23 protein-coding genes and 1 pseudogene are annotated in these 23,424 nt (G+C 59.0%); 12 read left to right on the top strand and 12 right to left on the bottom strand.

Translation table 11 applies throughout. The annotated features are described in order from the left end of the window. Positions 1 to 8 precede the first annotated feature (8 nt). Positions 9 to 458 (top strand): DUF4879 domain-containing protein, encoded by a 450-nt coding sequence (locus BW33_RS27675; RefSeq protein WP_047602593.1) that lies wholly within the window; start codon positions 9 to 11, stop codon positions 456 to 458. Between the two features lie 66 nt (positions 459 to 524). Then, on the top strand, positions 525 to 1,076 hold the full coding sequence (locus BW33_RS27680; RefSeq protein WP_047602594.1) for a DJ-1 family glyoxalase III: 552 nt from the start codon (positions 525 to 527) through the stop codon (positions 1,074 to 1,076). A gap of 5 nt (positions 1,077 to 1,081) precedes the next feature. Here the strand turns inward: BW33_RS27680 and BW33_RS30305 are convergent. Together BW33_RS30305 and BW33_RS27685 are read right to left on the bottom strand one after the other, a co-directional pair. Further along, positions 1,082 to 1,210: pseudogene (locus BW33_RS30305) on the bottom strand (HigA family addiction module antitoxin); the annotation flags it as partial. 15 nt (positions 1,211 to 1,225) lie between these two features. After that, positions 1,226 to 2,464, bottom strand: a complete 1,239-nt coding sequence (locus tag BW33_RS27685; protein ID WP_047602595.1) for an MFS transporter — start codon at positions 2,462 to 2,464, stop codon at positions 1,226 to 1,228. A 547-nt stretch (positions 2,465 to 3,011) separates the two neighbouring features. On the opposite strand from BW33_RS27685, the gene BW33_RS27690 reads away from it, so the two are divergent. The 3 genes from BW33_RS27690 (at position 3,012) to BW33_RS28745 (ending at position 5,764) form a co-directional block, all read left to right on the top strand. After that, a complete protein-coding gene (locus BW33_RS27690) occupies positions 3,012 to 4,457 on the top strand; it encodes a cytochrome ubiquinol oxidase subunit I (protein ID WP_047602596.1) in 1,446 nt (481 codons plus the stop codon). A 3-nt stretch (positions 4,458 to 4,460) separates the two neighbouring features. Beyond that, on the top strand, positions 4,461 to 5,468 hold the full coding sequence (cydB, locus tag BW33_RS27695) for a cytochrome d ubiquinol oxidase subunit II (protein WP_047602597.1): 1,008 nt from the start codon (positions 4,461 to 4,463) through the stop codon (positions 5,466 to 5,468). 128 nt (positions 5,469 to 5,596) lie between these two features. After that, positions 5,597 to 5,764: a DUF2474 domain-containing protein gene (locus tag BW33_RS28745; RefSeq protein ID WP_081794275.1), complete on the top strand. Its 168-nt coding sequence runs from the start codon at positions 5,597 to 5,599 to the stop codon at positions 5,762 to 5,764. 74 nt (positions 5,765 to 5,838) lie between these two features. On the opposite strand, the gene BW33_RS27700 is transcribed toward BW33_RS28745, so the two are convergent. Both BW33_RS27700 and BW33_RS27705 read right to left on the bottom strand, forming a co-directional pair. Beyond that, complete coding sequence (locus BW33_RS27700) at positions 5,839 to 6,963, bottom strand: methyltransferase (protein WP_047602598.1); 1,125 nt, start codon at positions 6,961 to 6,963, stop codon at positions 5,839 to 5,841. Positions 6,964 to 7,114: 151 nt separating this feature from the next. Further along, complete coding sequence (locus BW33_RS27705) at positions 7,115 to 7,843, bottom strand: autoinducer binding domain-containing protein (RefSeq protein ID WP_047602599.1); 729 nt, start codon at positions 7,841 to 7,843, stop codon at positions 7,115 to 7,117. 328 nt (positions 7,844 to 8,171) lie between these two features. Between BW33_RS27705 and BW33_RS27710 the strand changes: the two genes are divergently transcribed. Then, positions 8,172 to 8,948, top strand: a complete 777-nt coding sequence (locus BW33_RS27710; RefSeq protein ID WP_047602600.1) for a ferredoxin--NADP reductase — start codon at positions 8,172 to 8,174, stop codon at positions 8,946 to 8,948. Positions 8,949 to 8,990: 42 nt separating this feature from the next. On the opposite strand, the gene mscL is transcribed toward BW33_RS27710, so the two are convergent. Beyond that, positions 8,991 to 9,404, bottom strand: a complete 414-nt coding sequence (mscL, locus tag BW33_RS27715) for a large-conductance mechanosensitive channel protein MscL (RefSeq protein ID WP_047602601.1) — start codon at positions 9,402 to 9,404, stop codon at positions 8,991 to 8,993. Positions 9,405 to 9,690: 286 nt separating this feature from the next. On the opposite strand from mscL, the gene katB reads away from it, so the two are divergent. From katB to radA, 3 genes are read left to right on the top strand one after another with little or no spacing between them, the layout of a single operon-like run. Then, a complete protein-coding gene (gene katB, locus BW33_RS27720) occupies positions 9,691 to 11,232 on the top strand; it encodes a catalase KatB (RefSeq protein ID WP_047602602.1) in 1,542 nt (513 codons plus the stop codon). A gap of 60 nt (positions 11,233 to 11,292) precedes the next feature. Further along, positions 11,293 to 11,829, top strand: coding sequence for an ankyrin repeat domain-containing protein (locus BW33_RS27725; RefSeq protein ID WP_047602603.1), 537 nt, complete (start codon positions 11,293 to 11,295; stop codon positions 11,827 to 11,829). Between the two features lie 43 nt (positions 11,830 to 11,872). Beyond that, a complete protein-coding gene (gene radA, locus BW33_RS27730) occupies positions 11,873 to 13,240 on the top strand; it encodes a DNA repair protein RadA (protein ID WP_003228407.1) in 1,368 nt (455 codons plus the stop codon). Between the two features lie 96 nt (positions 13,241 to 13,336). On the opposite strand, the gene BW33_RS27735 is transcribed toward radA, so the two are convergent. After that, positions 13,337 to 13,705, bottom strand: coding sequence for a PilZ domain-containing protein (locus BW33_RS27735; protein WP_047602604.1), 369 nt, complete (start codon positions 13,703 to 13,705; stop codon positions 13,337 to 13,339). A 159-nt stretch (positions 13,706 to 13,864) separates the two neighbouring features. Between BW33_RS27735 and BW33_RS27740 the strand changes: the two genes are divergently transcribed. From BW33_RS27740 to yjiA, 3 genes are all read left to right on the top strand, one after another. Next, a complete protein-coding gene (locus BW33_RS27740) occupies positions 13,865 to 15,931 on the top strand; it encodes a carbon starvation CstA family protein (protein ID WP_047602605.1) in 2,067 nt (688 codons plus the stop codon). Between the two features lie 15 nt (positions 15,932 to 15,946). Next, positions 15,947 to 16,144 (top strand): YbdD/YjiX family protein, encoded by a 198-nt coding sequence (locus BW33_RS27745; protein WP_003228401.1) that lies wholly within the window; start codon positions 15,947 to 15,949, stop codon positions 16,142 to 16,144. Between the two features lie 164 nt (positions 16,145 to 16,308). Then, a complete protein-coding gene (gene yjiA, locus BW33_RS27750) occupies positions 16,309 to 17,280 on the top strand; it encodes a GTPase (RefSeq protein ID WP_047602606.1) in 972 nt (323 codons plus the stop codon). 116 nt (positions 17,281 to 17,396) lie between these two features. On the opposite strand, the gene BW33_RS27755 is transcribed toward yjiA, so the two are convergent. From BW33_RS27755 to glyA, 6 genes are all read right to left on the bottom strand, one after another. Next, complete coding sequence (locus BW33_RS27755) at positions 17,397 to 18,107, bottom strand: GntR family transcriptional regulator (RefSeq protein ID WP_047602607.1); 711 nt, start codon at positions 18,105 to 18,107, stop codon at positions 17,397 to 17,399. 23 nt (positions 18,108 to 18,130) lie between these two features. After that, positions 18,131 to 18,835: a FadR/GntR family transcriptional regulator gene (locus tag BW33_RS27760; protein WP_047602608.1), complete on the bottom strand. Its 705-nt coding sequence runs from the start codon at positions 18,833 to 18,835 to the stop codon at positions 18,131 to 18,133. An 84-nt stretch (positions 18,836 to 18,919) separates the two neighbouring features. Further along, entirely contained in the window at positions 18,920 to 20,233 is a 1,314-nt protein-coding gene (locus BW33_RS27765; protein WP_007963773.1) for a C4-dicarboxylate transporter DctA, read from the bottom strand. Positions 20,234 to 20,516: 283 nt separating this feature from the next. Next, positions 20,517 to 21,071, bottom strand: a complete 555-nt coding sequence (locus BW33_RS27770; RefSeq protein WP_047602609.1) for a hypothetical protein — start codon at positions 21,069 to 21,071, stop codon at positions 20,517 to 20,519. A 79-nt stretch (positions 21,072 to 21,150) separates the two neighbouring features. Continuing rightward, positions 21,151 to 21,723, bottom strand: a complete 573-nt coding sequence (locus BW33_RS27775) for a hypothetical protein (RefSeq protein WP_152546166.1) — start codon at positions 21,721 to 21,723, stop codon at positions 21,151 to 21,153. 281 nt (positions 21,724 to 22,004) lie between these two features. Next, the gene (gene glyA / locus BW33_RS27785; protein WP_007963781.1) at positions 22,005 to 23,258 is read right to left on the bottom strand and encodes a serine hydroxymethyltransferase; all 1,254 of its coding nucleotides are present in this window, start codon (positions 23,256 to 23,258) and stop codon (positions 22,005 to 22,007) included. Between the last annotated feature and the right edge of the window lie 166 nt (positions 23,259 to 23,424).

Consider the following 23,424-nt stretch of genomic DNA (forward strand, 5'->3'; position numbering starts at 1 on the left):
GCGATCACATGGGCAAGCGCTGGATGAAGGCTTTCTGGGTAATGGCAGGGCTGATGGCCGGGTCGACGGCGGCGCTGGCAGCCTCGGCACCACCGTTGACGCAAGTGAAGGTCATCAAAGTTCAGTCGCCGGCCTGCGGCCTGGAAGACATCGCCGATAACCAGCCGCAAACCCAATGCAATCACAGCGGCCCGAGTATCAAGGTGTATGTGCTGGAGGTCGGCTATGGCCAGAACCAGCCGCATTCCACGCTGGACGGTTTTGAAGTCAACGGCACCCGGGCGCCGGTGTGTGCCTTTGATAACGGCAATCTGACCGAATGCACGCCCGGCAGAAAGACCGTCGGCTCGCTGTATATCTTCGATCTGGCGGGCAAGCAGGAAGGCACCTTCAGCTTCAGCAACACCTCGATCAACGCGCCACGCAACACCCTGTCGACCCAGCTTTACATCAAGTAACGGCTGTCACTGAACAGGGCAGGCAAAGCTGACTACGCTTTAAAGATCACTCAGCGGATGGCGCCCATGACCTTTAGAGCCCTGATTACCCTCGCCGAGGGCATCGATGATCTGCAAAGCGTGACCCTGATCGACGTGCTGCGCCGCGCCGGCGTCGAAGTCGTGGCGGCCAGTATCGAAGGCCGGCGCATGCTGACCTGCGCGCGCGGCACGCGCCTGACGGCGGATGGCATGCTGATTGATGTGCTGGCGCAGACTTTCGACCTGATCGTCCTGCCCGGTGGTGTTGTCGGTTCACAACATCTGGCGGCGCATCAACCGCTGCAACAATTGCTCAAGGACCAGGCCAGCGCCGGACGCCTGTTCGCCGCCATCGCCGAAGCCCCGGCCATCGCCCTGCAAGCCTCAGGCGTATTACGCCAACGCCGCATGACCTGCCTGCCGAGTGCCAGCCATCAACTGTCAGGCTGTACCTTTGTTGATCAACCGGTGGTGGTCGACGGCAATTGCATCACCGCCCAAGGCTCCGGCGCCGCACTGGCCTTTGCCCTGACGCTGGTCGAGCAACTCGGCGGCAAGGCGTTGCGGGCGAAAGTGGCGGGGGAGATGTTGGTGTGATGGCTTCAGGCGTGGGCAGCGATAGGCGTAATGGCTGGTTGCTCCCGATGCTCTGCTTGCCACAGATCGTAATCGGTTTGAACGCCTAGCCACGCACGTGCCTTGCCAATGCCTGCTCGCTCCAGCCGTACAGATTTCGCAGATGTGATTCAGACCTTCGCCTCTTCCACCGGCACATGCATCCGGTCGCGGTTGGCCAGGGTCGGGAACAGTTTGATCCAGGTTCCGGTGACCACCAGCGTGCCGATCCCGCCCATGACCACAGCCGGTACGGTGCCGAACCAGTGCGCGGTGAGGCCGGATTCGAATTCGCCCAACTGGTTCGAGGCACCGATGAACAGGCCGTTCACCGCGCTGACCCGGCCGCGCATTTCGTCCGGGGTTTCCAGTTGCACGAAGGACGCGCGGATCACCATGCTGATCATGTCCGCCGCGCCGAGCACCACCAGCACCGCCAGCGAGAACCAGAACGAGGTCGACAGGCCGAAGGCGATGGTTGCCACGCCGAATACGCCGACTGCCGTGAACATCACCCGGCCAACGTTGCGTTCGACGGCAAATCGCGCCAGAAACAGTGACATCCCCAGCGCGCCAACCGCCGGCGCCGAACGCAGCAGGCCCAGGCCCCAAGGCCCGGTGAGCAGGATGTCCTTGGCGAACACCGGCAGCAACGCGGTGGCGCCACCGAGCAATACCGCGAACAGATCCAGCGAGATCGCCCCCAGGATGTCCGGGCGGCTGCGAATGAAGCGGATGCCGGCCAACAATGAATCCAGTGTGGCTTTGCCTTTGTTCAGCGGCGTCTGCCGCGCGGGCAAGTTGAGCATCAAGGTGCAGGCGATGACGTAGAGCAATACCGTTGGCCCATAGACCCAGACACTGCCGAACGCGTAAAGCAAGCCACCGAGGGCCGGGGCGACAATGGTGGCTGACTGTTGCGCCGATTGCGCTGCGGCGACCGCCCTTGGAAACAGGGCGCTGGGCACGATGCTCGGCAGCAGCGCCTGGGTAGTCGGCATTTCGAAGGAGCGCGCCGCGCCGAGCAGGAAGGCGAGGATAAAGATCATTTCCCGGGTGACGTGGTCGGTCGCACTGCCGATGGCCAGCGCCAGGGCGATCATCGCCTGCAACGACTGACAGATCGCGGCGACACGGCGACGGTCATAACGGTCGGCGACGTGCCCGGTGTGCAGCATGAACAGCACCCGAGGCGCGAACTCGACCAGACCGACCAACCCCAGGTCGAGCACGTTGCCGGTCAGCTGATACAGATTCCAGCCGATCGCCACGGTGAGCATCTGAAAACCGCTGGCGGTAAAGATCCGGGCGAACCAGAACGCAAGAAACGGACGATGGTGACGTAACAGCAGGGGCTCTTGGCTGGGCATCTGAAGGCAGGTCTGGCTCAGGAGGGGAACCGCGAGGTTATCACCAGTCTGTAACAGGAAGTTGCTATTACGAAAAATTTAGTTAGCCAGACATCGATTATCCCGATACCCCGTTCTCTGTGGCGAGGGAGCTTGCTCCCGCCGGGTCGCGAAGCGGCCCCGACCCAGCACAATCATACTTTCAGGCAAGCGCTGGAAAACCTTTTTACGACTGCTGCGCAGCCGAGCGGGAGCAAGCTCCCTCGCCACAGAGGGTTTCCTGGCTCTGGGACATCTGCTTCAGAGCGCTGCCCAGGCAATGAGGCAACTTGTCACGCGGCAAACCACCACGCCGTTCTTCGTCGGAAATGGGACTACTCTTTTAACGTTGCTTGATCCAGATCAAGACCCTCCCGGGCCATGGTCTGGTGGCCCGATGGCCAGACTCCCTGCGTTGCGATGGCTGTTAAAAAAGAACGAATCAGAATTCGCCGCACTCCATATCCGTGGGGGCAGTAGGCAGGGGCCACAAGCCCCAATGCCGGTATTACCTGACAGAGGAAGACTTATGTTCGGTTTAGAGGCACTCGATCTCGCCCGAATTCAGTTCGCGTTCACCATCTCGTTCCACATCCTGTTCCCGGCCATCACCATTGGTCTGGCGAGCTACCTGGCGGTGCTCGAAGGGTTGTGGTTGAAAACCCATAACGACACTTATCGGGATCTTTACCACTTCTGGTCGAAGATCTTTGCCGTCAACTTCGGCATGGGTGTGGTCTCCGGTCTGGTCATGGCCTACCAGTTCGGTACCAACTGGAGCCGTTTCTCGGACTTCGCCGGTTCCGTCACCGGACCGTTGCTGACCTACGAGGTGCTCACGGCGTTCTTCCTCGAGGCCGGTTTCCTCGGGGTAATGCTGTTCGGCTGGAACAAGGTCGGACGCAAACTGCACTTCTTCTCCACGGTGATGGTGGCGATCGGCACGCTGATCTCGACGTTCTGGATTCTCGCCTCCAACAGCTGGATGCAGACGCCGCAAGGCTTCGAGATCGTCAACGGTCAGGTGATCCCGACCGACTGGCTGGCGATCATCTTCAACCCGTCGTTCCCGTATCGCCTGATGCACATGGCGACCGCTGCGTTCGTTGCCACGGCGTTCTTCGTTGGCTCGTCGGCGGCCTGGCACCTGCTGCGCGGCAAGGACAACCCGGCGATCCGCACCATGCTGTCGATGGCGATGTGGATGGCGCTGATCGTCGCGCCAATCCAGGCGGTTATCGGTGACTTCCACGGGCTGAACACCCTTGAGCACCAGCCGGCGAAAATCGCCGCGATCGAAGGTCACTGGGAAAACAAAGGTAACGAAGCGACCCCGCTGATCCTGTTCGGCTGGCCGGACATGAAGGAAGAGAAAACCAAGTTCGCCGTGGAGATCCCGTACCTCGGCAGCCTGATCCTGACCCACTCGCTGGACAAGCAGGTGCCGGCGCTCAAGGAGTTCCCGCCTGAAGACCGGCCGAACTCGACCATTGTGTTCTGGTCGTTCCGGGTCATGGTCGGTCTCGGCTTCCTGATGATCTTCACCGGTCTGTGGAGCCTGTGGCTGCGCAAGCGCGATTCGCTCTACACCTCGCGGCCGTTCCTGTATCTGGCGCTATGGATGGGGCCATCCGGCCTGATCGCGATCCTCGCCGGCTGGTTCACCACCGAAATCGGTCGTCAGCCGTGGGTGGTCTACGGGCTGATGCGCACGGCGGACGCTTCGTCCAATCACAGCTTCATGCAGATGAGCATCACCCTGATCATGTTTGTCGTGGTGTATTTCGCGCTGTTCGGTGCGGGCCTTGGTTACATGATGCGCCTGGTGCGTAAAGGGCCGAAGATCAGCGAGGGCACAGAAACGCCAGACGGCGGTCCAGGCAAGAAACGCACACCGGCCCGTCCGTTGTCCGCTGCCGACGATTCGGCCGATGCCGATCACGGCGACGACGTTCGCCTGACCAAGGAGATTTGAATCATGGGTATTGATCTTCCGCTGATCTGGGCCGTGATCATCATCTTCGGCATCATGATGTACGTGGTCATGGATGGCTTCGATCTGGGGATCGGGATTCTCTTCCCGTTCATTCCCGGCAAGACCGACCGTGATGTGATGATGAACACCGTTGCCCCGGTATGGGACGGCAATGAAACCTGGCTGGTACTGGGCGGCGCGGCGTTGTTCGGCGCATTCCCGCTGGCCTATTCGGTGGTGCTGTCGGCGCTGTACCTGCCGTTGATCTTCATGCTGATCGGCCTGATTTTCCGCGGCGTGGCGTTCGAGTTCCGCTTCAAGGCCAAGGACGACAAGCGTCACTTGTGGGACAAGGCGTTCATCGGCGGCTCGGTGGCGGCGACGTTCTTCCAGGGCGTGGCACTCGGTGCCTTCATCGACGGTTTGCCGGTGGTCAATCGGCAATACGCCGGCGGTTCACTGGACTGGCTGACACCGTTCACCCTGTTCTGCGGTGCCGCGCTGGTGGTGGCCTATGCCTTGCTCGGCTGCACCTGGCTGATCATGAAGACCGAAGGCAAGTTGCAGGAACAGATGCACAACCTGGCGCGGCCGCTGGCATTCGTGCTGTTGGCGGTGATCGGCATCGTCAGTCTGTGGACGCCGCTGTCTCACCCCGAGATCGCGACACGCTGGTTCAGCATGCCGAACCTGTTCTGGTTCATGCCGGTGCCGATTCTGGTGCTGGTGACGCTGTACGGACTGATCCGCGCGGTGGCGCGCAACGCCAACTACATGCCGTTCCTGCTGACTCTGGTGCTGATATTCCTCGGCTACAGCGGTCTGGGCATCAGCCTGTGGCCGAACATCGTGCCGCCCTCGATCTCGATCTGGGACGCCGCCGCACCGCCGCAAAGCCAAGGCTTCATGCTGGTCGGTACGCTGTTCATCATCCCGTTCATCCTGGGTTACACCTTCTGGAGCTACTACGTATTCCGCGGCAAGGTCACCCATGAAGACGGTTACCACTAGAACTGTGTGAAATCTGTTCAGGCGCTGCGGCACGCTGCGATCTTTTGATTTGGAAATCAGGGTCAAAGGATCGCAGCCTCGTTTCACTCGACAGCTCCTACAGCGCGCTTTAACGGAGGAACGATGCAATGAGCGGCAAACATTCCCTGCACGAGATTGAAGAAGCCGAAAAAAAGCCGCTGTGGCAGCGGCTCGGCTGGTTGGCCCTGATCTGGATCGGTAGCGTCGGCGCGCTGTTCATTGCCGCCAGCCTGATGCGCCTGTTCATGAACGCGGCCGGTTTGACCACGCACTGATACATCCCGTCCGCTGCCCCTGGGCACGGTTTTACGACCCTCCGCATTGCGGAGGGTTTTTTTTGCCTGACGCTTTACTTGCGGGCTTTGAGAATCACGAACTTCGGTGTGGCCGCCACTTGCTCGACGCCACGGAACAGCCGCGCCAGTTTGCTGTGATAACCCAGGTGACGGTTGCCGACGATGTACAACGCACCGCCCACCACCAGTGCCTCGCGGGCCTGCTGGAACATGCGCCAGGCGAGGAAATCGCCGACCACCTGTTGTTGATGGAACGGCGGATTGCATAGCACTACATCCAGCGATTGCGGCTCCTGTCCGGCCAGACCATCGCCGGCCCGCACGATCACTTCGCGCTCGCCCAAAACGGCGCGCCAGTTTTCCGCGGCCGATTGCACGGCCATGAACGATTCGTCGACCAGCGTGTAATGCGCCTCAGGGTTGTGCAGGGCGCTGGCGATGGCCAGTACGCCGTTACCGCAGCCGAGGTCGGCGACGCGGGCGCTGCCGAGGTTTTTGGGCAGGTGGGGGAGAAAGGCACGGGTGCCGATGTCCAGGCCCTCACGGCAGAACACGTTGGCGTGGTTGAGCAATTCGATGGCCGGCTCGTCGAGGTGGTAGCGCGAGGGGTAGGGCGAGGTCGCCGGGGCTTTGGCTTCGGGTGTGGCGATCAGCAGGCGCGCCTTTTTCACCGCCAGTGAGGCCTGTACCGGCCCCATGTAACGCTCCAGCAGATCGCCGGCAGCGCGCGGCAAATGCTTGACCATGGCCGCTGCCACCACTTCGGCGCCAGGTGCCAGTTGCCCTTGCAGGCGAATCAGTTGTTCTTCCAGCAATGCCAGCGTCTTGGGGACGCGGATCAGCACTCGGTCGAACGGCCCGACCAACGGCTCACTGGCCGCAATCCCGCGCACGGCATCAAATGCCAGGCCGTTGCGCACCAGGTTCTTTTCCAGTCCCTGGAATGCGAGAAACGAGTCGCCACTGCTGCTGACCTGAACCTTGCCCGCCAGACTCGCCGCCAACGCTCCGAAGCTGTCATTGAGTACCAGTACCCGGGTGTCTGCCTTCGGTTGTTGCGCGGCCAGATGATTGAGCAGGTATTCGTCAGCCGCGTCGAACGCTTGCAGTGGTTCGTTTTGCTGTTCTGGCTGGCGGATCAGGTCGAGTTGGGCGAAGGGGGTGTCGAGCAAGGGCATGGTACGGGAACTCTGGTTAATCAACGGGTGGCCCGCAGCCCAGCGTGTTGCGCAGCGGAACCGTCCGAGTGAAATACAACGTCAAGGTTCACGTCATCACTCAGGAAGGTCGCAAATGGTACGTTTTTTTCCGTTGAAATACTTGTGGCTTTTAGGCGATCGGGGCGTCGAGAAGGCCATAGCGGCAGGCAGCGATGACGGCTGACATCTTGTTGCACACGTTCAGTTTGATAATCACGTTTTGCACGTGGTAATTCACGGTGCGTTCGCTCAGGGAGAGGATCCTGGCGATTTCATAGGCTGTTTTACCGAGCGCCGAGAGCTTCAGCACTTCCAGTTCCCGCGGTGAAAGGTGCGGGTGCTGGGGCTTTTTCGGTACTGTGGGCAAGGTTCTGGCGAACAGATCGCTCAGCTGGCTGGTTGCGTAAAACATATAGCCAAAATGCTCGTACAACTCCAGCGGGCTCAGCAGGCCATTTTTTCTGACAAGGCTGAGCGTACTGCACTGGCCGGTGGCTTCATGGTGAAACGACTGGGACCAACCATGGCGCAATCCATATTTCTGTTGGTCATCCCACAACGGTAAGGTTTGCGAAAACACGTCTTCGGTCCAGACAATCGGCAGCATCGAATGGTTGCAGTGTGCTATTACCGGATCGATTTTGCTGTAGCTCTGTTTTTCATAAAGTTGATTCAACTCCTTCGGATAGTTATTGATTCGCAAAGTTTTAAAGTCAGCGTTCCGATTGGTTGATGTCAATGAGACAGCACAAAAATTGAAACCAATGTTTTGAGCGAATCGCAGCAGGATCGGATAAGCAGTCTCTATTTCTCTAGCGAAAGTCAGTTGCTTTAATTGCGACTCCTTCCACATTTCCATCACTCACTCTCCATGAGTCTTGCCCAAGGGTGCTTGTTTGGATCCAGTTGGATCATGCACGCAGTCGAGTGTAGGACATGTCTTACAAACGGCGTTGAATTTTTTTGCTCTTGAGGGGTAGGTTAATTGCTGTAAAGGTTATTAGTCGGCTAACACGCGTTGTATTTAATCTGTCGTTCAATAGGGATTATGAATACCGTCGTATCAATCGGATTTGGGTTACATCTCATTTCTCCGGGCTGCCTCACTGGTAAAACATTACAAAGTCAGTGGTGTTTATGCTCCGAGTTTGCGCGAGACTGTAAGGGACTTTTCAATGGAGCGCCCCATGACTGTCAGCGCAGAGAAATTTACGGCTCAGACCCTGCTCGACGTGCAGCCCTTGACCCCCAGCCTGTTTACCCTGCGTACCACGCGAGATGCGGGTTTCAGGTTCCGCGCAGGGCAGTTCGCCCGCCTGGGGGTGACCAAGGCTGATGGCAGTACGGTCTGGCGTGCCTACTCGATGGTTTCTTCGCCTTTTGACGAGTTTCTCGAGTTCTTTTCCATCGTGGTGCCGGGTGGCGAATTCACCGGTGAACTGAGCCGGTTGCAGGTCGGCGATACCCTGCTGGTGGAGCGCCAGGCCTTTGGTTACCTGACGCTGGATCGGTTTGTCGACGGTCGGGACCTGTGGCTGTTATCCACCGGGACCGGGGTTGCGCCATTTCTGTCGATTCTGCAGGACTTCGAAGTATGGGAGCGATTCGAGCGGATCATTCTGGTGTACAGCGTGCGCGAGGCGCGGGAGCTGGCCTACCAGTCATTGATTGCTGAGCTGTCCAGGCGTGATTACCTGGCAGAACATGCCCATAAACTGCAGTTCATTCCCACCGTTACCCGAGAAAAGTTTCCTGGTGCCTTGCACGGCCGTATTACCAGCCTGATTGAAAACGGCGACTTGGAGCGTGAAGCCGGCGTTGAACTGACCCCCGAGCACTCGCGCGTCATGCTGTGCGGCAATCCGCAGATGATCGACGACACCCGGGCACTGCTGAAGAAACGCCACATGAGCCTGAGCCTGACGCGGCGGCCGGGACAGGTGGCAGTGGAAAACTACTGGTAAAAAAAACGGCGCCATCAGGCGCCGTTCTCATTCATCAAGCAGTCAAGGCCGGTTGTTCTGGGCTTTGAGCAGATCGCGGATCTCACCGAGCAACTCTTCTTCCTTGGTCGGAACCGGTGGCAGGGAAGGGGCTACGGCTTCTTCGCGTTTAAGGCGGTTGATGGCTTTCACACCCATGAAAATCGCGAAGGCGACGATCACGAAGTCCAGAATGCTCTGGATGAATTTACCGTAAGCCATTACCACAGCAGGGGCGTTGCCCTCGGCGGCTTTTAGCGTGATTGCCAGATCACTGAAGTCCACCCCTCCGATCAACAGGCCGATTGGCGGCATGATCACGTCGCCGACAAACGACGAAACGATTTTGCCGGAGGCGGCACCGATGATGATACCGACGGCCATGTCGACCACATTGCCTTTGACCGCGAAGGCCTTGAACTCACTTAGCACGCCCATAGGTTATTTCCTTGTTACAGATGAGGTTGGTGTACGCAGTGTAAATCAGCAAAACGCGTCCTGCGCGAAACACCTTCTTACAATGCCCGTTTTTATCGACACATGAATCGACGATTAGTTTGCAAAGTGCCACTAATCGCGCGCGAAATACGCCGTAACTCGCTGATTGGGAAGCCAAACTTTTCAATCATGGAGTTACGAACATTCTATTTATGTTCACCGGCATAGCCCTCTAGCCTCTGGTTGGCGCACCTGGATGCGCTCAAAAAAACCAGAGGAACCTGATATGAATTCCACTCTTGGACTGGGGGCTTTTCCCCATCGCCGTACGCTCGGCGTGCTTACCGCCAGCTTGCTGACCTTCTCCGTGCACGCCGCGCCCCTGACCCGGGATAACGGCGCAGCGGTCGGCGATAATCAGAATTCGCAGACCGCCGGCGCCACCGGCCCGGTGCTGCTGCAGGATGTGCAACTGATCCAGAAGCTCCAGCGTTTTGATCGTGAGCGTATTCCCGAGCGCGTGGTGCATGCCCGCGGTACCGGTGCCCATGGCACCTTCACGGTGACCAACGACCTCAGCGACCTGAGCAAGGCCAAGGTGTTCGCTGCTGGGCAGGTGACGCCAGTGTTCGTGCGCTTCTCCGCAGTGGTACATGGTAACCACTCCCCGGAAACCCTGCGTGATCCGCGGGGTTTTGCCACCAAGTTCTACACTGCCGATGGCAATTGGGACCTCGTGGGCAACAACTTCCCGACCTTTTTCATCCGCGATGCGATCAAGTTTCCGGACATGGTCCACGCCTTCAAGCCCGATCCACGTACCAACCTTGACGATGACTCGCGTCGTTTCGACTTCTTCTCCCACGTGCCGGAAGCTACTCGCACGCTGACCGAGCTGTATTCCAATTCGGGTACTCCAGCCAGTTATCGGGAGATGGACGGTAATGGCGTGCATGCCTACAAGTTGGTTAACGCCAAAGGCGAAGTGCACTATGTAAAGTTTCACTGGAAAAGTTTGCAGGGCATCAAGAACCTGACACCTGAACAAGTCGAGAAAGTTCAGGGCAAGGATTACAGTCATATGACTAATGATCTGGTCAGTCATATTAACAAGGGTGATTTCCCGAAATGGGACTTGTACATCCAAGTGCTGAATCCGCAAGATTTGTCCAAGTTTGATTTTGATCCATTGGACGCTACCAAGATCTGGCCGAATGTTCCTGAGCGAAAAGTTGGACAAATGGTGTTGAACCGTAATCCAGCCAACGTGTTCCAGGAAACCGAACAAGTTGCGATGGCCCCGGCCAATGTTGTGCCGGGTATCGAACCTTCAGAAGATCGTCTGTTGCAAGGCCGAGTGTTTTCTTATGCCGATACGCAAATGTATCGTCTGGGAGCCAATGCCCTGCAGTTGCCGATCAACGCGCCCAAAGTTGCCGTCAACAATGGCAATCAGGACGGTGCGATGAACTTCGGAGCCACGCAGTCTGGCGTGAACTATCAGCCAAGCCGCCTGCAACCGCGTGAAGAGCCGCAAAGCGCGCGTTACAGCCAGCTGGCACTGTCGGGCAGCACCCAGCAGGCGAAGATCCAGCGTGAGCAGAACTTCAAGCAGGCCGGGGATCTGTATCGCTCGTTCAGCCAACAGGAGCGTCAGGACCTGATCGCCAGCTTCGGCGGCTCGCTGGCGACCACCGATGACGAGAGCAAGCACATCATCCTGTCCTTCCTTTATAAGGCCGATCCGGAATACGGCACCGGTGTGACCAAAGTGGCCAAGGGTGACCTGAGCCGGGTCAAGGCGCTGGCGGCGAAACTGGTCGACTGATCTCGACGCCATGCAACGCGGGGCCTGACTCAGGCCCCGCTCTGCCCAAGGAGAGCGTTTATGCGTGCCTGTCTTTTACTGTTGCTCGGATGCCTGTCCTTCACAGCGCTGGCCGGGCAAAGCCCTGAGGCGATCAAGGCGCAGTTGCAGGATTACTATTTCGATGCCGCACGGCGTGGCGATGTGCCGATGCTCGAGACCTTTATCGAGTCAGGTTATTCCCTCGATACCCGCGACAGCAAGGGCTACACCGCTTTGATTCTGGCGGCGTATCACGGCCAGGGCGCGGCAGTTGACCGGTTACTGGCGGCGGGCGCTGATGCCTGCGCGCAGGATCAACGTGGCAACACAGCGCTGATGGGCGCGATTTTCAAAGGCGAGATGCAGATTGCTCGAAGGCTGATGGCCACCGATTGCAGCCCCGATCAGCGCAACGGCGCAGGCCAGACTGCGGCGATGTACGCCGGGTTGTTCAAGCGTGTTGAGCTGCTCGACGCACTCAAGGCCAAGGGCGCCGACCTCAATGCCGAGGATCCGCTGGGCAACAGTGCCGCGCGTCTGGCCAACGGCGAAATCCGCACCGCCGCGCCGCGCTGAGCGGTGGCTGCGTTATCATCGCGGTTTTTGCCGGGGGATCCAGATGGCCAAGGCCAAGCGCATGTACGGCTGCACCGAGTGCGGCGCAACCTTTCCCAAGTGGGCGGGCCAGTGCGGCGAGTGCGGCGCCTGGAACACCCTGACCGAGACCATGATCGAAAGTGGCGGGGCCACGGCGCCCACCGGGCGTACCGGCTGGGCCGGACAGCAGGCGCAGATCAAGACCCTGGCCGAAGTCAGCATCGAGGAGATTCCACGCTTCTCCACCGCGTCCGGTGAGCTGGATCGAGTGCTGGGTGGCGGTCTGGTTGACGGCTCGGTGGTGTTGATCGGTGGTGACCCGGGCATCGGCAAGTCGACGATTCTGTTGCAGACCCTGTGCAACCTCGCCAAGAGCATGCCGGCGCTGTACGTCACCGGCGAAGAGTCCCAGCAGCAAGTGGCGATGCGTGCCCGGCGTCTGGGTTTGCCCCAGGATCAATTGCGGGTGATGACCGAAACCTGCATCGAAACCATCATCGCCACCGCCCGCCAGGAAAAACCCAAGGTGATGGTGATCGACTCGATCCAGACCATTTTCACCGAACAATTGCAGTCGGCCCCCGGCGGCGTCTCGCAGGTGCGTGAGAGTGCGGCGCTGCTGGTGCGTTATGCCAAGCAGAGCGGCACGGCGATTTTCCTCGTCGGTCACGTCACCAAGGAAGGCGCGCTCGCCGGCCCGCGGGTGCTGGAGCACATGGTCGACACCGTGCTGTATTTCGAAGGCGAGTCCGATGGCCGTTTGCGTTTGCTGCGGGCGGTGAAGAACCGCTTCGGTGCGGTCAATGAACTGGGCGTGTTCGGCATGACCGACAAGGGTCTGAAAGAAGTCTCCAACCCGTCGGCGATTTTTCTGACCCGTGCCCAGGAAGAAGTCCCGGGCAGTGTGGTCATGGCGACGTGGGAAGGCACCCGGCCGATGCTGGTGGAAGTGCAGGCGCTGGTGGATGACAGTCATCTGGCCAATCCGCGCCGCGTGACGTTGGGCCTTGATCAGAACCGATTGGCGATGTTGTTGGCGGTATTGCACCGTCACGGTGGTATTCCGACCCACGATCAAGACGTGTTCCTCAACGTGGTCGGCGGGGTCAAGGTGCTGGAAACCGCGTCCGACCTCGCGTTGATGGCGGCGGTGATGTCGAGCCTGCGCAACCGGCCATTGCCGCATGACCTGCTGGTATTTGGTGAAGTCGGTTTGTCCGGCGAAGTGCGCCCGGTGCCGAGCGGCCAGGAGCGTTTGAAGGAAGCGGCCAAGCATGGCTTCAAACGGGCGATCGTGCCCAAGGGCAATGCGCCGAAAGAAGCACCGGCGGGTCTGCAGATCATTGCCGTGACGCGGCTGGAACAGGCGCTCGACGCACTGTTCGAATAACCACCGATTTCCTTGTAGGAGCTGCCGCAGGCTGCGATCTTTTGATCTTCTAAAACAAGATCAAAAGATCGCAGCCTGCGGCAGCTCCTACAAGGGTCACAGTTCGATCAGGGCGCCGAGCTCGCGCTCAAGCGCGGTTTCGTCAGCCAGATTCAGTTCGATCAACCGCCGCAAGCGCTGGATCGACTCCAGGCTGATATGCCGGCAGACAAATCCCAACTGGCCGTTTTCTTCATGAGCCAGATGCACATCCATCTCGATTTCGACGTCCGGACTCAAATGGATCCTGACGAAAAAGTCTTTCGCTGCATCGCCCAGCCACGGCTCTGGCGTTTCGATCAGCAACCCTTTCAGCGACAGATCGAGCAACTTCACCGGCCAGATGAATTGGCCCTGACTCAGCTCGGTTCTGGCATCGAACGCAATACGTTTGAAGCGACGGCGATTGGCTGGGTGTTCGCTCATGGCGCAATCCTCGGAAGAGTTCGCTGACTATAGACCCGACCATTGGGTGGCTGCCAATCAACAAGCCGTCTAGACCAACGTCGGGGTATGGCCTTTGGCGCCGTAAGCGCTAAACTCGGGGTGGCTGTCTTTCTTGTCCACCCTGGCTGGAATAATAAAATGAAAAATAATAATAGCCTGCTACGCCACTTACCCTGGCTAGTGCTGGCAATCGTAGGAGCGTGCGCCCTGGGCGTAGTGGCATTGCGCCGAGGAGAGGCGATCAACGCCTTGTGGATTGTGGTCGCGGCCGTGGCCATCTATCTGGTTGCGTACCGTTACTACAGTCTGTTCATCGCCAACAATGTGATGCAACTCGACCCGCGTCGGGCCACCCCCGCCGTGCTCAACAACGACGGTCTGGACTACGTTCCGACCAATAAACACATTCTTTTCGGTCACCACTTCGCAGCGATTGCCGGCGCAGGGCCTCTGGTTGGCCCGGTATTGGCGGCGCAGATGGGCTACCTGCCCGGCACGCTGTGGCTGATTGCCGGGGTGGTGCTGGCGGGCGCGGTGCAGGACTTCATGGTTCTGTTCATGTCGACCCGGCGCAACGGCCGTTCCCTGGGCGACATGGTGCGTGAAGAAATGGGCCGCATTCCCGGCACCATCGCCCTGTTTGGCTGCTTCCTGATCATGATCATCATCCTCGCGGTGCTGGCGCTGATCGTCGTGAAAGCCCTGGCCGAGAGCCCGTGGGGCATCTTCACCGTGATGGCGACCATCCCGATCGCGATGTTCATGGGCATCTACATGCGCTACATCCGCCCGGGCCGCATCGGTGAGATCTCGGTGGTCGGCGTATTGCTGCTGCTGGGCTCGATCTGGCTCGGTGGGCAGATCGCCGCCGATCCGGTGTGGGCCAAGGCATTCACCTTCACCGGCGTGCAGATTACCTGGATGTTGGTTGGCTACGGTTTTGTGGCCGCTTCGTTGCCGGTGTGGCTGATTCTGGCGCCGCGTGACTACCTCTCCACTTTCCTCAAGATCGGTACCATCGTCGCTCTGGCGATCGGCATTCTGGTGACCATGCCCGAGCTGAAAATGCCCGCGCTGACCCAGTTCGTCGACGGCACTGGCCCGGTGTGGAAGGGCGGTCTGTTCCCGTTCCTGTTCATCACCATCGCTTGCGGTGCGGTATCGGGTTTCCACGCGCTGATCTCTTCGGGCACCACGCCGAAACTGCTGGATAACGAAACCAACGCGCGTTATATCGGTTATGGCGGCATGCTGATGGAATCGTTCGTCGCGATCATGGCCATGGTTGCCGCTTCGGTGATCGAGCCGGGCGTGTATTTCGCCATGAACAGCCCGGCCGCCGTGGTCGGCAGTGACGTCGCGTCGGTTGCGCAAGTGGTCTCCAGCTGGGGCTTTGCGATCACGCCGGAAGCGTTGCAAGCGGTAGCGCATGACATTGGTGAAACCACCATTCTGGCCCGTGCCGGTGGTGCGCCGACCCTGGCGGTCGGTATCGCGCAGATCCTGCACAGTGTCCTGCCGGGTGAAAACACCATGGCGTTCTGGTACCACTTCGCGATCCTGTTCGAAGCGCTGTTCATTCTGACGGCTGTGGACGCCGGCACCCGTGCCGGGCGCTTCATGCTGCAGGACCTGCTCGGCTCCTTCGTTCCTGCTCTGAAACGTACCGAATCCTGGTCCGCCAACCTGATCGCCACCGCCGGTTGTGTGGCGATGTGGGGCTGGCTGCTGTACCAGGGCGTGGTCGACCCACTGGGCGGGATCAACACCTTGTGGCCGCTGTTCGGTATCTCCAACCAGATGCTGGCCGGTATCGCGCTGATGCTCGGCACCGTGGTCCTGATCAAGATGAAGCGCCAGCGCTACATCTGGGTCACCCTGCTGCCGGCCACCTGGCTGCTGATCTGCACCACCACCGCTGGCTTCATCAAGCTGTTCGACGCCAACCCGGCGATCGGCTTCCTGTCGCTGGCCAGGAAATACAGCGATGCGCTGGCCAATGGTCAGGTGCTGGCTCCGGCAAAAAGCGTCGAGCAGATGCAGCACGTGATCTTCAACGCCTACACCAACGCAACGCTCACCGCGCTGTTCCTGTTCGTGGTTTTCAGCATCCTGTTCTATGCGCTCAAGGTCGGCATCGCCGCCTGGGGCAAAAAAGAGCGTACGGATAAAGAATCGCCATTCCAGGCCCTGCCGGACGCGTAACCAGAGGATTGCACCATGTTCAATGACCTGAGTCGCCTCGGTAAATACCTCGGTCAGGCCGCCCGCCTGATGGTCGGCATGCCCGACTACGACACCTACGTCGAGCATATGCAAACCAAACACCCGGACAAACCGGTGATGAGCTACGAGATGTTCTTCCGCGAACGTCAGGAAGCGCGTTACGGTGGCAAGGGTGGGCCGAAGTGCTGTTGAGCTGACAGCCTGCGGTTGATGCAGTCCCCCTTGTGGGAGCGAGCCTGCTCGCGAATACGGAGTGTCAGTTGATGAATGATTTGACTGACACACCGCTTTCGCGAGCAGGCTCGCTCCCACATTTGTTTTTGTGTTGTTCATTCATTTTGTGAAGGGGATCAGTTTTGTCTTCTCCCATACCTGTAACGGTACTCAGCGGTTTCCTCGGTGCCGGCAAGACCACCTTGCTGCGCCATCTGCTTAAAGCCGAGCACGGCCTGAAGATCGCCGTGATCGAGAACGAATTCAGCGACGCCGGCATCGACACCCAGCTGCTCGGCGACGAACCGGTGCAAGTCATGACCCTGGCCAACGGCTGCGTCTGCTGCACCATCCACACGGATTTGACCAAGGCCCTGTACCTGCTGCTCGAACGCCTGGACAGCGGTGAAATCGCTTTCGATCGGCTGGTGATCGAATGCACCGGTCTGGCCGATCCAGCGCCTGTGGCGCAGACCTTTTTCATCGACGAAGAACTGCGCGAACGCTATCTGCTCGACGGCATCATCACGCTGGTCGATGCCGCCCACGCCGACCTGCACCTGACCCAGACCATTGCCCAGGCGCAGATTGGTTTCGCTGACCGTTTGCTGGTAAGCAAGACCGATCTGGTGGATGAGGCGACGTTCAGCGCGCTGAGCGAACGCCTGACGCGGATCAACCGGCGCGCGCCGATCCGCGTGGTCGAGCACGGCAACATCGATCTGGCGGAACTGCTCGACGTGCGTGGCTTCAACCTCAACGCCGACCTTGGCGGCGGAGTGAGTCTGCGTCCGGTGAGCAAGGCGCCCTCCATCGACCGTATCTCCAGCCTGGTGCTGCGCACAGACCAGCCGCTGGATATCGATCAGCTCAGCGAGTTCATGAATGAGCTGCTGGAAGAGCACGGCAAGCAATTGCTGCGTTACAAGGGTGTGCTGAGCATTGCTGGCGAGGATCGGCGCCTGGTGTTTCAGGGGGTTTTGAAACTTTACGGTTTTGACTGGGACACCGAGTGGGCCGAGGGTGAAGCGCGGGAAAGTGTGATCGTGTTTATTGCCGATGATCTGCCGGAAGAGAAGATTCGGGCCGGGTTTGCCAGAGTGACTTCTGCCTGATGGATCCTGGTTGTCAGCGATGGCCTCTTCGCGAGCAGGCTAGCTCCCATAGTAATTCGCATTCTGTCAGGAGGAATGCAGTTCACGGTGGGAGCGAGCCTGCTCGCGAAGACGATCTAACCGACAGCGCAATGCTCAAGGGCTGAACCCAGCAGGGTCTGTTCAAGATGATCCAGGTGCTGATTCATCAACAAACCAGCCTTGGAAACATCTCCCAGCTCCACGGCCTCGACAATTGCCAGGTGCTCCTGCCACGCGCAGCAACCTGGCGTCGATCCATCAGACCGCGCAATCGCCAGCGACGTCAACGGCACCAGGCTGCCGAGAAAATGCGCCAACGGTGCATTCCCCGCCATCTGCGCCAACTGCAGATGAAACTCGCCGGACAAACGAATCGCCGCCGCCCGCCGTTCCTGAACCACGGCCAGGCGTTCGCGTTCGATCAGTGCGCGCAAGCGTTTCAAACCCTCCGCTGACGCATTCTGACAAGCCAGGCGTACCAGCGTCGCTTCGGTCAGGCGCCGGGCGTGCAGGGTTTGCCGGGTCTGCTCGGCATCCGGTGCGGCCACCCGTGGCCGATGGTTGGCGCGCAGCACAATCACCTGCTCATGGGACAACTGCGTCAGCACCCGGCGCACATCGGCGCGGCTGACGCCAAACATCTGCTTGAGACTGTCTTCGGTGAAGCGGCTGGCCGGGTCGATTCGCCGGTCCAGAATCGCGTCGAACAGCCGCGGGTACAGATCATCTGCCGGCGCCTGCAGGCGGGAGAAGGGCAGGGGTGCCGACATCTGACGAGTGTGCGGCGACGTGGCAAGACTGTTCATGGCCGGTCTCCAGTGTGAATTCTTCAGTGGCTGAGGTTGTCTTCCGGAATGTTCAGTTCGATGCCCATGCGCTGGCCTTCGCGCAGGATGTGCCGACGCATTTCGGCGCTGGCCTGGGCGCTGTTCTTGCTGCGGATTGCGCGCACCACCGCTTCGTTTTCTTCCAGACGCTCAGCCAGATGCTCAGGCGAATTGCGCAGCACTTCGGCGCTTTGCTTGAGGGCATTGCTGGTTTGCTGCACCACACTCTGGAAGATCGGGTTCGAGGTGAGGGTGAACAGCTCCTCGTGGAAGGCGATGTAGGCGCTGACCCCAGCTTCACTGTCGCCTGCCTCAAGGGCTTCGCGCATGTCCATCAACGTCAGGCGCAACTGGCCGACTTCCTTGCTGCTGATCGACTGCGCAACCAGACCGACGATGAACGGCTCAAGGGTGTAGCGCAGTTGCAGCACGTCTTCGAGGCTGGCGCCGGCCACTGCACTGTCGTGGCTCTGACGGTCACTGAGCTGGGCGTCGAGCACCACCACGCCTTTGCCCGGCATCGAACGCACCAGGCCAAGGGTTTCCAGGACGATTACCGCTTCGCGCAGGCTCGGGCGGCTGATGCCCAGTTGTTCGGCCAGTTCGCGCTGGCCCGGCAGCATGTCGCCGGAGCGCCACTGGCCGCGGGCGAGGGCGGCGCGCAGTTTTTCTACGACTGAGTTGACGACGGTTGATGTGGTGATCACATGTCTTGCTCCGTAAGCCCGTTGGGGATGCCGCAAACAGGATCAAAAGATCGCAGCCTGCGGCAGCTCCTGTGGGGTTGAAAATCAGAACTCTTGCTGGTGCGCCGGAGTTCCGGTTTTACGCGGTTGAAAGGTGTAGCCCTGCTGACCGCTGAGTACTTTGTTTGCGCGTTGCACATCGATGTCCTTTTCCCAACGGGCGATGGCCACGGTGGCGACGCAGTTGCCGATCAGATTGGTCAGCGCCCGGCCGATGCCCATGAACCAGTCCACCGCCAATACCAGCACCAGGCCGACCACCGGAATCGCCGGAATCGCCGTCAGCGTCGCCGCCAGAATCACCAGCGCCGAGCCGGGGATGCCGTGCGCACCCTTGGAGGTGATCAGCGACACCAGCAGAATCGTCAGCAGGTCGGTCATCGCCAGTGGCGTGCCAGTGGCGTTGGCAATGAACACGATGGCCAGGGTCAGATAGATCGAAAAGCCGTCGAGGTTGAACGAGTAGCCGGTGGGAATCACCAGGCCGACCGTCGAGCTGCCAATCCCCAGGTGTTCAAGTTTGCGCATGATCTGCGGCAGCACGGCGTCTGAAGAAGCGGTGCCCATGACGATCAGCAATTCTTCGCGCAGGTACTTGAGCAGCGGCCACAGACGCAGGCCCGAGGCGCGCATCACCACGCCGAGGATCACGCTGACGAACGCCATGCAGGTCAGGTAGAACAGGCCGACCAGACTGCCCAGGTGTTGTAGCGAATCGAGGCCGTACTTGCTGGTGGTGAAGGCGATGGCGCCGAATACGCCGATCGGCGCCAGACGCACGATCATGCCCATGATCCGGAAGATCACATGGCTCAGTTCATTGATCAGCCGCGAGATCCCGGAAGCCGCTTCGCCCACCAGATTCAGCGCGCTGCCGAACAGCACCGAGAACAGCAGCACTTGCAGAATGTTGTTGTCGGCGAAAGCACCGAGCACTGAGGTCGGGATCAGGTCCATCAGGAACTGGGTGGTGGTGTGCATGTGCTGGCCGCGTTCGGCGATGTCGCCCATGTCGGCGGCGGACAGCTGCTCCAGATGGATATTCGCGCCGCTGCCGATCCCGGTGCTGAAAGCGAATACCAGACCGATCACCAGGGCGATGGTGGTGAGCACTTCAAAGTAGATCACCGACTTGAGGCCGATGCGCCCGACCTTCTTCAGGTCGCCCGCGCCGCTGATACCGCTGACCACCACACAGAACACGATCAGGCCGATGAGCATCTTGATCAGTTTGATGAAGCCGTCGCCCAACGGTTTGAGCTGAGCGGAATATTCGGGAAGGGTCAGCCCGCAGACGATGCCGAGCACCAGTCCGAGAACCACTTGGAGGAAGATTGAACGCGAGCACCATCTGAGCATGGGAGGAATCCTGGTCGGTGTCCTGGCTGCCGTGTGCGGTGCACATCAGATTCAGGACTTAATTATTGTGGTCTTACCGGTATGTCCAGTGCGGGTGCAGTCTACGCTCGGTTTTTTCGGGATGACAAGTGAAAATCATGAAATTGGCATGACCGGTCTGACCAGTGGTGATCCGTCATGCGATGAAGTTGTTGGCAGGTGAAGACGCCCGGATCTTGCCGGGCGCCTGGGGTGGCAGCAGATGTTCAGCGCCAGCGCGCCGCGTGCACCGGTGACAACGCTGTCAGTACGGAACGTTGCGTTGCAGGATGTTCATTTTGAAGTCCAGGACGGCGGCGCTGCGGGACGCAAGGGTCCGTACAAAGGTGCCAACCTTCGGGTCGTACTTGTTGCGGCTCAGACCTGCCTGCAGCAAGCGGCCGCTTCGGGTCTGGATTCTGACGGTGGGGGTGTTGCTGTCGATTTCATCCAGCGTGATGATTTTGCCTTTGGCATCCAGAAGATTGAAAGTCGTCTGGTCACCGTCGTCAGGGCTATAGGCATTAAGGAAATCCTCCTCCTCTTTGCTGACGGTCATGTAGTGATAAGTGCCAGGGGTAAATATATACATCGTGTAATAGTCATCGATACACCTGAAATAGAATGTCAGCGCGTCAGGCTCAACATCAGGCTTCAAGAACAGATAGTTGGAAACATCAATTTGGTGGGAGAAGCTGAAGAACTCGTAGTCGGGGCGAGGGGAGGTGATTTTTCTACCATAGGTCAGTCTCGGAAAGTGTGGATAACCAAACCGAGTGCTCAATGTTGCCGTAAATGATTTTTCCTGATTTGTACTCATGATGTTGCCTTGTCAAGTATTGGGAGTTAACGCTGAATGGCCAATAAGCCATAACGTGATGGAGTGTTCCTGTGAACCGTCAGATCTCGTCCGGATTACTCAGGAACGATGCGTTGCGTTCGATGATGCGTAACTTGAAAATCACACCCTCACCGTCGATTTCGGCCAGATAGTGATAGGGCGCGCCCTTGCGGCGGATAATGCCGATGGCCTGGGAATGACGGGCCTTGAGTCGAACATGCTGGATGCCGCCCTTCATCTCCTGCAGGGTGACAATCCGGCCTTCAAGGCTCATCAGGTTGAAGGATGTCGTGGCACCGCCGTCCGGCAGATAGGCGCCCAGTACCTTTTGGGCACTCTTGCTGATGCAGTGCCCGGTATAAGTCGGGTGCGAGCGGATATAGAGATGGTAGTAATCGTCCGTGCAGCGAAAATAAACCGTCAATGGTGCATGCAACGCAATCTCGTGAGCGGGACGACATCCCAGCAGATGGGAATCGTCCCGGACTGTTGGAGTTCCGGTAAAGAAACCACCTGAAAACGTTTTATCGTTGCGCAGGGCCGGAGTGCCATGCAGTTGGCCAAGAAAATCGACGTGTTGATCGTCAAGTTCCAGTGTCGCAATAAAAGAATTCTGCCTGTCGGTAATCATGAACTCATCCTTGAATTCCTTGTGATCAACTTTTTAGAGTATGGTTTGATCCGGTTTAATTATGGGGTTGCCATTTTGTTAGTTGGTTTTGGTGGGGATTTTTGTTGTGTCGTGTGGGAGTAACAGTACCAGCTAAGTTGCCTGGTGAATCTGTTTTTGCCGGCGCTTATTGTTTCAGGCTTTTTAAGTGTGTCGCCCAGACAATGGTTGCGATATTTATTCAGGCGAAAAAAAACCGGCCATCTCTGGCCGGTTTTTCATGCTGCGGATTTAACGTCGCATCAAGCGCCGTATACCGGCAGTTTCTTGCAGATGGCTTTGACTTTCTCACGAACGGCGTCGATCACCGCTTCGTTGTTCAGGTCAGCCAGGATGTCGCAGATCCAGCCGGCCAGCTCTTTGCACTCTGCTTGCTTGAAGCCGCGAGTGGTTACAGCCGGAGTACCGAAGCGCAGGCCGGAAGTGACGAACGGCGAGCGTGGATCGTTTGGTACGGAGTTCTTGTTCACGGTGATGAACGCTTTACCCAGCGCGGCGTCAGCGTCTTTACCGGAGATGTCCTGCTTGATCAGCGACAGCAGGAACAGGTGGTTCTTGGTACCGCCGGACACCACGTCGAAACCGCGCTCGATGAACACTTCGGCCATGGCCTGGGCGTTCTTCACCACTTGTTCCTGATAAGCCTTGAACTCAGGCTGCAGTGCTTCCTTGAAGCAGATCGCTTTAGCGGCGATCACGTGCTCCAGCGGGCCACCCTGGGCGCCCGGGAATACCGCGGAGTTCAGCTTCTTCTCGATCTCGGCATTGGCGCGCGCCAGGATCAGACCGCCACGTGGACCGCGCAGGGTCTTGTGAGTGGTGGTGGTGACCACGTCAGCGAAAGGCACCGGGTTCGGGTAGACGCCAGCGGCGACCAGACCGGCCACGTGAGCCATGTCGACGAACAGGTAGGCGCCGACCTTGTCAGCGATTGCGCGGAAGCGCGGGAAGTCCAGAATCTGCGAGTAGGCAGAGAAACCGGCCACGATCATTTTCGGCTTGTGCTCAACCGCCAGACGCTCGACTTCGTCGTAGTCGATCAGGCCGTTGGCGTCGATGCCGTACTGCACCGCGTTGTACAGCTTGCCGGAGGAGGAAACGCTGGCACCGTGGGTCAGGTGACCACCGTGGGCCAGGCTCATGCCCAGGATGGTGTCGCCACCTTGCAGCAGGGCCAGGTAAACAGCGGCGTTGGCTTGGGAACCGGCGTGCGGCTGAACGTTGGCGTAGTCGGCGCCGAACAGCTCTTTGGCGCGGTCGATGGCCAACTGCTCAACAACGTCGACGTACTCGCAACCACCGTAGTAGCGCTTGCCCGGGTAGCCTTCGGCGTATTTGTTGGTCAGTACCGAGCCTTGAGCTTCCATCACCGCAGGGCTGGTGTAGTTTTCCGAAGCGATCAGCTCAATGTGCTCTTCCTGGCGCTGAGCTTCTTGCTCCATGGCGGCAAAGAGATCGGCGTCGTACTTGGCAATAGTCAAATCACGGCTGAACATGGCGGTCCTCAAGGATCGGGGGCAGAAAAGGGGGGCATTCTAACCCAATGGGTTTTGGATGGCATATGAAACGACATCATGTCGCAGACAAGTGGCGTTCATGACAGATGTGCGGTGCTTTTGCCGGCCTGAAAAGATCGCAGCCTTCGGCAGCTCCTACAGTAAT

This window comes from Pseudomonas sp. RIT288 (assembly GCF_000631985.1).
Taxonomy (GTDB): Bacteria; Pseudomonadota; Gammaproteobacteria; order Pseudomonadales; family Pseudomonadaceae; genus Aquipseudomonas.

Bases quoted from the DNA above. Each gene is read 5' to 3' on its own strand.
- BW33_RS27675 (WP_047602593.1), top strand. From the start codon at position 9: ATGGGCAAGCGCTGGATGAAGGCTTTCTGGGTAATGGCAGGGCTGATG.
- BW33_RS27680 (WP_047602594.1), top strand. From the start codon at position 525: ATGACCTTTAGAGCCCTGATTACCCTCGCCGAGGGCATCGATGATCTG.
- BW33_RS27685 (WP_047602595.1), bottom strand. From the start codon at position 2,464: ATGCCCAGCCAAGAGCCCCTGCTGTTACGTCACCATCGTCCGTTTCTT.
- BW33_RS27690 (WP_047602596.1), top strand. From the start codon at position 3,012: ATGTTCGGTTTAGAGGCACTCGATCTCGCCCGAATTCAGTTCGCGTTC.
- cydB (WP_047602597.1), top strand. From the start codon at position 4,461: ATGGGTATTGATCTTCCGCTGATCTGGGCCGTGATCATCATCTTCGGC.
- BW33_RS28745 (WP_081794275.1), top strand. From the start codon at position 5,597: ATGAGCGGCAAACATTCCCTGCACGAGATTGAAGAAGCCGAAAAAAAG.
- BW33_RS27700 (WP_047602598.1), bottom strand. From the start codon at position 6,963: ATGCCCTTGCTCGACACCCCCTTCGCCCAACTCGACCTGATCCGCCAG.
- BW33_RS27705 (WP_047602599.1), bottom strand. From the start codon at position 7,843: ATGGAAATGTGGAAGGAGTCGCAATTAAAGCAACTGACTTTCGCTAGA.
- BW33_RS27710 (WP_047602600.1), top strand. From the start codon at position 8,172: ATGACTGTCAGCGCAGAGAAATTTACGGCTCAGACCCTGCTCGACGTG.
- mscL (WP_047602601.1), bottom strand. From the start codon at position 9,404: ATGGGCGTGCTAAGTGAGTTCAAGGCCTTCGCGGTCAAAGGCAATGTG.
- katB (WP_047602602.1), top strand. From the start codon at position 9,691: ATGAATTCCACTCTTGGACTGGGGGCTTTTCCCCATCGCCGTACGCTC.
- BW33_RS27725 (WP_047602603.1), top strand. From the start codon at position 11,293: ATGCGTGCCTGTCTTTTACTGTTGCTCGGATGCCTGTCCTTCACAGCG.
- radA (WP_003228407.1), top strand. From the start codon at position 11,873: ATGGCCAAGGCCAAGCGCATGTACGGCTGCACCGAGTGCGGCGCAACC.
- BW33_RS27735 (WP_047602604.1), bottom strand. From the start codon at position 13,705: ATGAGCGAACACCCAGCCAATCGCCGTCGCTTCAAACGTATTGCGTTC.
- BW33_RS27740 (WP_047602605.1), top strand. From the start codon at position 13,865: ATGAAAAATAATAATAGCCTGCTACGCCACTTACCCTGGCTAGTGCTG.
- BW33_RS27745 (WP_003228401.1), top strand. From the start codon at position 15,947: ATGTTCAATGACCTGAGTCGCCTCGGTAAATACCTCGGTCAGGCCGCC.
- BW33_RS27755 (WP_047602607.1), bottom strand. From the start codon at position 18,107: ATGAACAGTCTTGCCACGTCGCCGCACACTCGTCAGATGTCGGCACCC.
- BW33_RS27765 (WP_007963773.1), bottom strand. From the start codon at position 20,233: ATGCTCAGATGGTGCTCGCGTTCAATCTTCCTCCAAGTGGTTCTCGGA.
- BW33_RS27770 (WP_047602609.1), bottom strand. From the start codon at position 21,071: ATGAGTACAAATCAGGAAAAATCATTTACGGCAACATTGAGCACTCGG.
- BW33_RS27775 (WP_152546166.1), bottom strand. From the start codon at position 21,723: ATGATTACCGACAGGCAGAATTCTTTTATTGCGACACTGGAACTTGAC.
- glyA (WP_007963781.1), bottom strand. From the start codon at position 23,258: ATGTTCAGCCGTGATTTGACTATTGCCAAGTACGACGCCGATCTCTTT.